General features: G+C 51.8%; 7 protein-coding genes and 1 rRNA gene. 3 read left to right on the top strand and 5 right to left on the bottom strand.

All coding sequences use genetic code 11. The features are described from left to right. Positions 1-35: 35 nt before the first annotated feature. Positions 36-151: ribosomal RNA gene (gene rrf, locus ACQUQM_RS18510) — 5S ribosomal RNA — on the top strand. A 496-nt stretch (positions 152-647) separates the two neighbouring features. Next, on the top strand, positions 648-1,418 hold the full coding sequence (fabI, locus tag ACQUQM_RS18505) for an enoyl-ACP reductase FabI (protein WP_432471346.1): 771 nt from the start codon (positions 648-650) through the stop codon (positions 1,416-1,418). A gap of 65 nt (positions 1,419-1,483) precedes the next feature. On the opposite strand, the gene moaA is transcribed toward fabI, so the two are convergent. From moaA to ACQUQM_RS18480, 5 genes are all read right to left on the bottom strand, one after another. Then, positions 1,484-2,473: a GTP 3',8-cyclase MoaA gene (gene moaA / locus ACQUQM_RS18500; RefSeq protein ID WP_432471345.1), complete on the bottom strand. Its 990-nt coding sequence runs from the start codon at positions 2,471-2,473 to the stop codon at positions 1,484-1,486. A gap of 158 nt (positions 2,474-2,631) precedes the next feature. Beyond that, on the bottom strand, positions 2,632-5,337 hold the full coding sequence (locus ACQUQM_RS18495) for an arsenate reductase (azurin) large subunit (RefSeq protein ID WP_432471343.1): 2,706 nt from the start codon (positions 5,335-5,337) through the stop codon (positions 2,632-2,634). Positions 5,338-5,349: 12 nt separating this feature from the next. Further along, positions 5,350-5,928, bottom strand: coding sequence for an arsenate reductase (azurin) small subunit (locus tag ACQUQM_RS18490; protein WP_432471342.1), 579 nt, complete (start codon positions 5,926-5,928; stop codon positions 5,350-5,352). After that, positions 5,925-7,199, bottom strand: a complete 1,275-nt coding sequence (locus ACQUQM_RS18485; protein ID WP_432471341.1) for a cytochrome-c peroxidase — start codon at positions 7,197-7,199, stop codon at positions 5,925-5,927. The genes ACQUQM_RS18490 and ACQUQM_RS18485 overlap by 4 nt, the downstream gene beginning before the upstream one ends. A 15-nt stretch (positions 7,200-7,214) precedes the next feature. Next, complete coding sequence (locus tag ACQUQM_RS18480; RefSeq protein WP_432471340.1) at positions 7,215-8,327, bottom strand: cytochrome-c peroxidase; 1,113 nt, start codon at positions 8,325-8,327, stop codon at positions 7,215-7,217. 439 nt (positions 8,328-8,766) lie between these two features. On the opposite strand from ACQUQM_RS18480, the gene ACQUQM_RS18475 reads away from it, so the two are divergent. Then, positions 8,767-11,175: a HEAT repeat domain-containing protein gene (locus ACQUQM_RS18475; RefSeq protein ID WP_432471339.1), complete on the top strand. Its 2,409-nt coding sequence runs from the start codon at positions 8,767-8,769 to the stop codon at positions 11,173-11,175. Positions 11,176-11,186: the final 11 nt, after the last annotated feature.

The following is an 11,186-nucleotide window of genomic DNA, read 5'->3' as shown; positions in this document are numbered from 1 at the left end:
TTCTCTTACAGGATTACTTTTGTTAACAGTTTTTGCTTGGCGACCATAGCGAGATGGAACCACCCGATCCCTTACCGAACTCGGAAGTGAAACGTCTTAGCGCCAATGGTAGTGTAGGGTTTCCTTATGCGAGAGTAGGTCATCGCCAAGCACCAAATTACGGAAAGCCCCGATCACTTTGTGATCGGGGTTTTTTCGTTTTGGGCTGACGCCAAAACGAAAACAGTGGCGAGACCGCCAAACAAGTTTGGCTTGCTAGAACGGCGCGCAAGCGCACCTGCTAGTGGCTAGAAAAATCAAAGGCCAGGTCAAAGTCAAAAGCTAAAAGCACAGTCCCCCCTTATACCTGCGTTGTCACCTCATCCATTTAAGAAGGTTTTTTCTAGCCACTAGCTACTAGCAGGAAGGCGTGCCTTCCGTTCTAGCGAGTCACGGAGTGACGTTCTGCTTTTTAGCTACTGCTTTTTCCAGTACCCATTATGGTGTTCTGTGGTTCATTTTTTTGGGGCTGGGGTCGTTATAATGAACATAGAAATTGTGCATGTGCGTAATAGGTTTGTAATGCTTAGTCTCTATCATTTAATTCTTTAGTTATTTTTTATAGATGGATTTTAAGTTGTTGTTTTTATTATTTTAAGGTTAGCCAAATGTCTAATTTGTTGATGGCGGGTAAAAAGGTTCTGGTTGTTGGTATAGCAAACGATAAGAGTATTGCTTATGGCGTTGCAAAAAAGTTACATGAGCAAGGTGCTGAGCTGGCTATTACCTATTTGAATGACAAAGCTGAAAAATTTGTTCGACCGCTGGCCGATGAGTTGGAAGCGACAATATTCATGCCTCTGGATGTGACTAAGGATGAGCAGATGGTGCAACTGTTCAAGGCCATAGAAGAGGCCTGGGGCTCGCTGGACGGGGTTGTGCATTCTCTGGCCTTCTGTCCGCTTGAAGACCTTCATGCGCCGATCTCAGAGTGTTCCCGTGAGGGTTTCCTGCAGGCAATGGATGTATCCTGCTTCTCTTTCATTCATATGGCTTCGTTTGCCAAGGACCTGATGAAAGATGGCGGCTCTATGATCAACTTCTCCTACCTGGGAAGCGCGCTGGCGACCGGTGATTACAACATTATGGGTTGCACAAAAGCTGCGCTTGAAGCGGCGACCCGCTATCTGGCTCGGGATCTGGGGCCGCGTCATATCCGGGTGAATAGTATTTCTCCGGGTACTATCTCGACCCGTGCAGCAGGTGGTATTAAAGATTTTGATGCGATGCTTGAGTACAACCAGCATAAGGCGGTCGATAATCAGTTGCCAACTATCGAAGAGGTTGGCGGTGCGGCGCTGTATTATCTGAGTGATCTCTCTAAAGGTACTTCCGGCAGCATTCACTACGTTGATCATGGCGTTTGTATTGTTGGCTAAGTTAAACCTTAAAGTAATATAGAAAAACACCGCTTTGGCGATGTTTTTATTTGTGGGCAATTTAATCAACCGCCGGTCATATTCATGAATCGAACCAGTTGAACCTCATCGCTATGGCTGAACTGATGGTCTAACGGTTTGTTACCTAACGCTTTTATAATCGCGTTTTTCACCGGTTCCAGGTTTCCAGGGTTCGCTCTGATCAGGTAGCGCAGGTCCAGTGAGTGTTCATTGCCCAGACAAAGCAGGAGGTGCCCTTCGACGGTAACTCTCACACGGTTACAGCTGTCACAGAACTTATGGCTGTAGGGAGAGATAAAACCAATCCTGCTACTGCCGCCCGGCATACGGAAATAACGAGCCGGACCGCCAGTTGTCTCGGCACTGCTGAGTAAAGGGAATTGTTGTTGAATAATCGCCTGAACATCATCACTGGAGCAGAAGCTTTCCCTCCGTGAGTGGCTACTGATCTCGCCCAGCGGCATCTCTTCGATAAAAGTAATATCCAGCTCACGGCTGCGCGCGAAATTAATCAGATCGATAATCTCATCATCATTGCGCTGCTTCATCACTACCGCGTTAAGTTTTATGCGCTTGAAGCCAGCGTCAATGGCTGAATCAATGCCATCTAATACCTGGCTTAACTTGTTACGCCGGGTAAGGCTGTCAAAGCGTGTTTCTTGTAGCGTATCCAGACTGATATTAATCCTGCTAACGCCCGCACCGGCCAGACCATGAGCCAGACCACTCAGCTGAGAGCCATTGGTTGTCAGGGTGAGTTCCTGCAGGTTTTCCAGTCGACTTATCTCATGGCATAGATCGACAATGCCGGGTCTGACCAGCGGCTCACCACCGGTCAGTCTAATCTTATTTACACCGAGCTCGGTAAAGCTGCGTGCGGTAAGGAGTAGTTCTTCAAGCGTGAGAACCTGTGCTTTAGGTAGGAAGCGAACATCTTCGCTCATGCAGTAAACACAGCGAAAATCGCAGCGATCTGTTACCGAGAGGCGCAGATAGTTGATAGAACGGCCAAAGCCATCGGTGAGATTAGTCATCGCTTTACCTTACACAAAATCTGTAAACACGCTGAAAGCAGAAAATGAGCGGAGCGCATCAGGTGTTCGGTGTGAACCAACCTGTACCACTTTTAGTTTAAAAGAGGCTCCGGTCTAAAAATAGGATCGGGGACCATCAGGCCCCCGAAATGCGGCTATTACACGATGTTACGTGGAGCGAAGGAGAAGCTGCGGAACTCCTTCTTGTACTGGGATTCACCGATCTTCTTGATGCGGGAAACGCCCATCTTGTAGTTGTAGTTACCACTGATGTTATCGACGATTCGCGCGGTCAGTGAGTTTGAAGGCTGACGCATATCCATCATGTTGGCATACAGCACGCCTTTCTTAACCGCAGGAGTCACAATTGCGACAGCAGTTACGGCGGCTTTGCTCAGCTCAACGTGGCCGTTCTTCATCAGTTCAGAGAACTGGAAGTCGTTACCGTGGATACCCAGGATAGTGTCTTTCACACCGACCACACGATCGGAGTACATCATTACCTGGTCGCCGGACTCAATACCACGAGCCTTAGCGTCATCCGGGTGGATTTCAACCCAGTTTTCCGGCCAGCGCTGGTTCACGTAAGCACGACGTTCAACATCATCGAAACCTGACTGCCAGATCTCGTTGATACGACCGTTGCTGAACCACAGCTCGTCATCCTTCGGTGTCAGCCACTCATGGAAGTCGCTGAACAGACTCCATGGGTGTTTCTGCAGGTTGATCTTACCGGTCTGCGAGTTGAAGTGAGTCATCTTCTTGCCGAGAACGTTGGCGCCCTTAGGACCGTGCTCCAGACCCATCTTCTTCAGCTGAGCAACATCTTTCTCCAGCTCAGTGTCGTGCAGACGCTTAGTACCAACCAGCTCACCGGTGTCGTAGTTATACACAACCGGACCCTGGATACCGTCAGTACCGAATTCCAGCAGTTTCTGATGCAGCGTCTTGCCCTCTTTATGCGCCGCAATTTTGATCATGTGGAAGTCTTTACGGCTGCCACGGCTGAAACGGGATGCTTCTTCAGCGACTTCGTTGGAGTTCTTCCAGTCGAAACCATCGAAGCCCATCTTCTTCGCCAGCTGGGAGATGATCCACCAGTCAGGCTTGGCCTGCCCTGGTGCGTCGTTAAACTTCTGGTACAGGCGCAGGCGACGTTCGCCGTTTGCCCGCATGAAGTCCTCTTCACCCCAGGTTGCAGCCGGGAAGACGATATCGGCAAACTTGGCACCGATCGGATCACGCAGGTAGATATCCTGGTTGATTACCACCATACCACCGGAGTCGGCACGTTTTTTCAGGGTATCGATGATCTCCTGAGTATCGTAGCTGTATACCTGATGTGGGTTAGCGGTTGTCAGCTCCCAGAATTTTTTCTGCAGACCTTGAGAACCACTCATCGCCTGAATCCAGGTAGTACCGATTACATGGGCAAAGCGGGTATGGCCGGAATATAGCCAGCGGTCGGTATCCAGTGCGCGACGACGACGTCCCGGCAGTTTTTCCGGCGACTTGTTGCGCGGGAACTTACCGCCTTTAACACCACCACGCTGGTGACCACCGAAGCGGCCTACAACGCGGCCTGGACGACCACCGGCACCGACCAGAGTTGCCAGGGAGCTGATGGCGTTAGTGTTACCGGTATTGTTGGACCAGTAGAAGCCTTTTTCGATACCGATAGAGGTCTTCTTACGGCTGCCATCTTTGTTTGGCTTAGCCAGCATTTCAGCTGCCTTGTAGATCTTATCCACATCGATGCCAGCAATCTTCGCCGCATACTTAGGATCGTATTCCTTCTGGCCTTTGACCCACTTTTTGTAGTCTTCGAAGCCGTTAGTCTGGAATTTGCCCCAGGTAGTGCGCCACTGCCAGGGGGTGTTACGGGTGCCCTGACCGAAGCCGGAGTTTGATTCCCATTTACTGTTAACCCAGTTGTTGATCCATTCGCTGTCTTCCCAGCCCTTATCCATGATCACTTTGGATATAGCGCCCAGAACCAGGTTATCGGTACCCGGATTAACATCCAGGTGCAGACCTCCGTGCTTCTTCAGGAATGCGATACCCGCAGTTTCACGAGGGTTCAGGATGACTGTCTGCATACCACGGTAAACACCCGGCATGATGAACTGAGTAAACAGTACGGTCTTAGTTTCATATGGGTCGGTACCACAGATCATCAGGGTATCGGCGCTGCCCCAGTCGTCATAGCTTGGACCGAAGTTATCGAAACCGGCATCACGGAAACCCGGTGTTGAAGTCACATCCGACGGGGTATCGTGGAAGGTGAAGTTCGGGGTGTTCACGTGACGCAATGCGTATTTAGAGATCGCGTAAGTGTTTTCGATGTACTGATAAGAGTAAGTCTTAACACCGTAAGCGCTGACCCCGTGCTTATCAATTACATGCTTACCTACCGCCGCTGCTATTTCCAGCGCCATGTCCCATGGCACCGGCTGCAGCGTTCCGCCGATCCGAACCATAGGCTGGGTCAGACGGTCACGGGTACCAGTCGCAGGGTTGTATACCTTCTGCGCGATCAGACCGCCCCGCATGGAGGAGTCACCGTTCCTGTTTACATACTTGGTATCTTTATCCGGGATGATAACGATATTGTGCGGCTTACCCTGATGCATCACTACGTTGTGCTGGGCAGGTGCGACCCAGGCTTGCAGTGGTGCCGATGGGAAATCGATGCCGAAGGCGTTTTCAGCCGCCTTCAGGCCGCCGTTAGCTTTTTCCAGCGGCCAGCGGTAGACCTTATAGCCACAAGCGACGATACAGTAGTCACAGGCGGTAGTAAGCACTTCTGCACCTACCGGTGGCAGCGGTGCATGGTCTTCCGGAATGTAGAAATTGGTAGTCATAACGTATTCCTCTTAGCCAGCCAGTTTGTTATCGGTACGGCCAAACAGCAGACCCATAATGCCAACGGCGTAGATTTCATCACCATCCAGCTCCAGTAATACCTGAGGCAGGCTCTCGTAAGCCTGGCCGGATACTATGATGCCGTGCCGGCGCAGGTCGAAGGTCGACAAATGGAACGGGCACTGGCCCAGTACCCGGTGCTCGCCGACAACCTTATATTCGTTCTGCAGCGGGCCACCCTGGTGGGTACACATATAGCTGTATGCCACGACATCCTGCTTCGGTCCGACACCGCCACCGCCAGGAACATCCATCTTCACCAGCATCGCCTGCGAGTTAGGGCCATTATCCGGATAGTTGAAATCCAGAGGTTGGTTGGCTTTCAGCTCGCTCAGTTTGGCGATAAGGGTCCGTGGGTATGTTGTTACCTGAGCTTGCAGCTCTTTAGCCTGGACAGTGCCCGGGAACATATTCAGCGTAATAACGCTGGAAGTCGCCGCCGCAGTACCGGAATACATCAGGAACTTACGACGGGTCAGCATGCACTTGCCATGCTCTTCAGCGGTTTGTTTAGATTTATCCGGATTCATTTTTTTGCCTCCAGCAGTTCTTGCTCGGTAAACAGTGGCGCATAAGGTGGCAGCGTCGGACGTTCGGTATTCAGCCTTTCGCCAGTGAAGGCATCCAGGAATGCCAGCAGATCGTCTTTCTCTGTCTGAGTCAGTCCCAGAGGCTTGATCATGTCGCTCTTGTTTTGTGGGAAACCGGTAGTCCGGCCATCGGCAGCAACACCACCGCGATCATAGAAATCGACTACATCTTCCAGGGTAGCGATCGCACCGTTATGCATATACGGCGGAGTGTATTTGGTGTAACGCAGTGAAGGTGTACGGAATTTACCCTTCATCGATTTCATCTTACCGCGGAAGTAAACACCCGGGTCGGCCTTAGTATGGCGATACATCTCTTCGTTGGAGCCTTTCGCATACAGCTCGTAACGGAAAGTAATCTGCGCCAGAGGGTCTTCTTCCCAGCGCTTCAGCGGTGGTACGCCGACGTTGTAGAACTTATCGTCGGAAGCCAGCGCGCCGTTGTGACACTGCACGCATCCGGCTTTGCCTTCATACAGCGTTTTACCACGCAGCTGTTCGGCAGACAGGGCGGTACGGTCGCCTTCCAGATACTTATCCAGCGGAGTATCACGTTGAACCAGAGTACGTTCGTAGGCAGCGATGGCCTTCCAGGCATTAGATAACTTAGGATAGTCGTCACCAAACACGTCATTAAAGCGCTCGCGGTATTCCGGAATCAGCGCTAAGCGGGCTTCCATCATGTCGTCTTCACCGTTGCCGGCGACTGCGCCTTTAGCTGCAGAACGAGCCTGCGCTTCAAGTGACTTGGAAGAACCCGCCCAGAACAGCTTGCCGTAGTAAGCCGAATTGACGATGGTCTGCGAATTACGCCAGTGGATAGTGCCCGGGTAGCCCAGCGACACATCATCCGGCCAATCCCAACCCAGGCTCGGTACGTGACAGGCGGAGCAGGCGGTAGAGCCATCGCCCCCGAGGCGACCATCGAAGAACAGGATCTTACCCAGCGCAACTTTTTCGGCAGTCATCGGGTTATCCGGGGGTACCGGAATAGGGCCGAGTGGAGCCAGCGCAGGGTATGATTTACCATTAACTTCTAACGCAGCCAACGGTACTGCTTTGCTCTGTTGCAGCGCGATAGCAATGGTGCTTGAAGCCTCGGATAGTGTGTCTTTTTCTGCGGAAGTGCTGCCTGCATTCAATGGTGCGCAAGCGACGCTACCGACTGCCATTGCAATCGCCAGCAGATTAAATTTCTTATTCATTTTCATGATCTGTCCCCTGCCTCAGTTCCGCGCTTCGCGCCAGTTCTGGATCAGCTGGTAGCTGTAGTCTTTTTTATCCCAGACGTGCTCAGCGGTGTTCAACTCATCACCGGACAGAGACTCAAGGAACGCCACCAGATCACGCTGCTCCTGAACCGAAAGGTTCAGCGGCTTGATCAGTTCACTCTTCTGGCTGTCTTCACCGCCGCCACCGTTATAGAACGAGACAACTTCCTGCAGCGTCTGCAAGGTACCGTTGTGCATATAAGGCGCGGTGTATTTCAGTTCACGCAGAGTGGGTGTCATGAACTTGCCGATATCCGATCCATCAGCATTGTGACTCTGCACATGGGCACCAACGTCACGTTTCAGGTTCATGTAATTTTCATTGCCCATGAACATGTTGAAGGCGATGAATGCCTGATGGCGCTGCGGATCTTTGAAAATATCGAAGTTCTCTACGACACCGGTATTATGGGCTTTGCTGTCGGAGAACAACGCGCCGGTGTGGCACTGATTACAGCTGGCTTTACCTTCAAACAACGCCTGACCACGTTGTGCGGCTTCGCTCATGCTGCCGTTATCGAACGGTGCATTACGCGAGGTCAGGGTCTTCAGGTATTCCGGAATTGCTTTACGCACTGAACCGTTAGAGGGTTCACCGTAGCCGGCATCCTTAAACATCTTGACGTAAATTGGATCCTGCTTGATACGCTCCTGCATCAGGCGCATATCCATATTCATCAGGAAATCTTCGGTGATCATTTCACGGGTTACATCGTTCAGGTTGGTACCCATGTGACCGTCGTGGAACCACTGATCTTTATAGACAGTGTTGATCAGAGTCGGACTGTTACGGAAATGGCCATTCCCCGGATAACCCGGAGACAGCGCGTCCGGATGGGAAAATCCGTTGTCTGGCTGGTGACAGGTAGAGCAGCTGATCGCCGCATCGCCGGACAGACGGGTATCGAAGAACAGGCGCTTGCCCAGTTCTGCTTTGGCCGCATCTACTTTCAATTGCGGTAGTTGCTGGCTGCTGTTATCGGCGGCCTGACCTGTGGTCGCCATAAGCGCAACACTGACTGCAGTAGCCAGTAGCCAGGGCCGCTTACTCTTGTGCCGAATTGTCATTTTAATATCTCACCTCTTGATTTCTCGCCGAGTGGAGGACCGATTCCGCCGCTTGTGAAATTATTTCAAGAGGGCGTTTGTCGGTCTGGCAAACTAATTGCGTTATATATTTTGCATAATCCATACCAACAGGAAGGATTTGTAAATATCCTTTGTTTTCAGTGCTTTATGTTTAATCGGGATGTTTGGGTAAGAATTATTGCAACGAAATGTTTAATCGAAATAGAAGGCTGTTGAACGAAACGTTCAATAATCGCGTCGATAGGACAGAGGTTGTACAGCAGGGCAGGAAGCAGCAGAAAATAATTAGCTGAACTTTCTGCTCAGGATCGGTTGCTAGCGGCAGTGATATTGAGTCTGCTGGCAACGGGTCATAATCAGATATTTAAAGTCGGCGCGGTGATACCGGACCGGCATCTGCTTTATGGGGTAATACGTTATGTCACTACAGGTTCGCGAACAGTTAGATCAGGTATTAAGCCACTTACTCCAGCATGGCGATGAAGCGGATCGTTGCTATGCTGCCCGGGCAGCCGGGGAGATTCGGGTTGAGGGCAGCCTGCAGCCGCTGTTGGATTGCCTCTATCATGAAGATGCGGATGTTTGTATCGACGCCGCCGATGCCCTGGCCCAACTCAAGCGGGATGAAGCGATTCCGCGTTTGGTCGAAGTTGTGGAGCAACACCCGGAAGGGGATGCCAAAGTCTCCGCCGCCAATGCGTTGGCTCAGCTGGATGATGAACGGGCCCATAAAGCACTGCTGTCATGGGCGTTGGGCAACCCATCCCAAAACAATGCTGATTTTCCGTCTGACTGGGACGACTGGTGGGATATTCAGCTGAATGCGATTAATGCACTGGCTAACCAGGGGCGTCCGGAAGCGGTATCAGTGCTTAAGCAAGTGTTGTCTGAGGAACCGTTGGATATTGAGTCAGACCTGTTAAGGGCTTTGACTCTCTGTGGCGAGGAAGGGGTCGATTATGTAATCGAGTTGCTACAGGGGAGTCATGCCCGCCTTGCCCGCCGTGCTGCGGCAGCGCTGCGCCATGCTCAGTGTGAAAACAGCCTGATTGCATTGTTTAAAGCGTTACGTAACGAAAGCGGTGATATTCGGGGAATGGCAGCAGAAGCCCTTGGACAGCGTCAGGCAAAGCAATACTTTATCGATCTGGTGCAACTTCTGAATGACCCTCTGGCTGAGGTACGTAGCCAGGCGTTGGCGGCGGCGGAGTCGATGCTGAAACAGCTACAGGCACACCATCTTAAACATATCTCGCCGGAAAAGCTGACCCAGATATTGCCAACACTGGATGCCGAAGGGCGGGCGCTGCTATTGAATGCTTTAAGCCGCATGCTGCCAGCAGGTTCGGAGCCGGAACCTGCGTTGATTGAAGCGATTCGTCAGGGTATCGCTTCTGACAATGCCGCCGAAGTAGAGGCGGCAGCTTTGCTGTTGCAGACCGTCCCGGTGGCAGAGGCGAAAGAGGTGCTGCTACAGCGACTGCTGGATGATTCACTGCCATTGAGTAGCCGTTGTAATCTGGTTAACGGACTTAAGGCGCTGGCCGGAAATCATCGTGATTATCTGGTGCCGCTAAACCGATTGTTAAATGAAGATAACGCTGCTTTGCGCCAGATCGTATTAGAGGCGCTTGCAGCACTGGCGCAACTGCCAGCGCAGCACACGGGCATTGCCGCCCAGGAATTACTTGAGCTGTGCCTGAATGATCAGCAGGTCAGTGAGGAGCAACTGCTGGCTGAGGTTGAAAGCGAAGAACCGGCAGAGGGTATGATCCCTTGCGTCATGGTGAATGATTCAGGTGAGGCTGAACTGCCGAAGAAAGAGCCATCTGAGAATGACCGGATGGCGGCGATCATGGCCCAGTTCGGTGACGCCTATCCGACCGAAGAGGAGCTGGAGCAGGTCAACAACAGCGCCCCCCGTTCGACTCTGGACGCGATCAACCAGGCTAATATTCAGGCTGCCCTGCAAACCACCACTGCAACAGAGGATAGTGGCCTGGGTGAACATATTCGGGAGATGGTCGATGAGCTGCCAGACGAAATGGATGAGTTTGGCAATATAGTTGTTGGTCATCTGGATAGTGGTGAAAAGCTGAAGTTGAGCCGGAAGAAAATTGCGCCGCTGCCGGATTATACCAATCAGATTCTGGCCATCCGGGCGTTGGGTAAGATTGTTAACGAAGAAGCCGTAGAGCGGTTGCTGCTATTGTTACTGGAAACCGAACCACAGATCCTGCAGGAAACGATCAATAGCCTGGGTCAGATTGCCGCGCGTGATGCAAAGCTTAAAGCGTTGACTAAAGTGGTGGGGCCACTGTCAACGCTGTTGCTCGGCGGTACCGATCAGATTCGTCAGCTGTCTGCCCGTACCTTAGGGCTGGTGGGCCATCGCACCGCGATGCCTATTCTGACTCAGGCGCTGCAGGATGAAGAAAGCAATGTACGTATCGAGTCGATTCGGGCGTTGGAGCAGCTATTCTTTAAGCAGGTTAAAGGTGAGGCCGGGGAGTTGGTGTGGCAGCATAAACCAGCACCGCAAAGCGTGCTGAACGGGGTTAAAGCTTGCCTGCAGGATCCGGTTGATGGTGTAGTGCTGGCGGCATTTACCTTCCTTAGTCACGAAAAGGCAGAAGAGAAAGTTGCCGAGATCGTCGATCTTGGATTAGGTAACAGCGCGTTGACTGCGGCTGCCGCGAAAACTGTGGCAAAGCTTGACCCGCAAGTCGCTGCGCAGCAGTTATTACAGCCGATTCTGGAGCCTGATTTTGCGGAACAGCGGCCAAAAGCGCTGCAGATGCTGACTATTCTGGCGGAGCAGCTGTAAACTATCGCTCT

The organism is Amphritea sp. HPY (genome assembly GCF_050870985.1).
GTDB lineage: Bacteria > Pseudomonadota > Gammaproteobacteria > Pseudomonadales > Balneatricaceae > Amphritea.
Note: the sequence above shows the minus strand (reverse complement) of the source record. Positions and strands in the feature narration are given on the sequence as shown.

Bases quoted from the DNA above. Each gene is read 5' to 3' on its own strand.
- ACQUQM_RS18480 (WP_432471340.1), bottom strand. From the start codon at position 8,327: ATGACAATTCGGCACAAGAGTAAGCGGCCCTGGCTACTGGCTACTGCA.
- ACQUQM_RS18495 (WP_432471343.1), bottom strand. From the start codon at position 5,337: ATGACTACCAATTTCTACATTCCGGAAGACCATGCACCGCTGCCACCG.
- ACQUQM_RS18490 (WP_432471342.1), bottom strand. From the start codon at position 5,928: ATGAATCCGGATAAATCTAAACAAACCGCTGAAGAGCATGGCAAGTGC.
- fabI (WP_432471346.1), top strand. From the start codon at position 648: ATGTCTAATTTGTTGATGGCGGGTAAAAAGGTTCTGGTTGTTGGTATA.
- ACQUQM_RS18485 (WP_432471341.1), bottom strand. From the start codon at position 7,199: ATGAAAATGAATAAGAAATTTAATCTGCTGGCGATTGCAATGGCAGTC.
- moaA (WP_432471345.1), bottom strand. From the start codon at position 2,473: ATGACTAATCTCACCGATGGCTTTGGCCGTTCTATCAACTATCTGCGC.
- ACQUQM_RS18475 (WP_432471339.1), top strand. From the start codon at position 8,767: ATGTCACTACAGGTTCGCGAACAGTTAGATCAGGTATTAAGCCACTTA.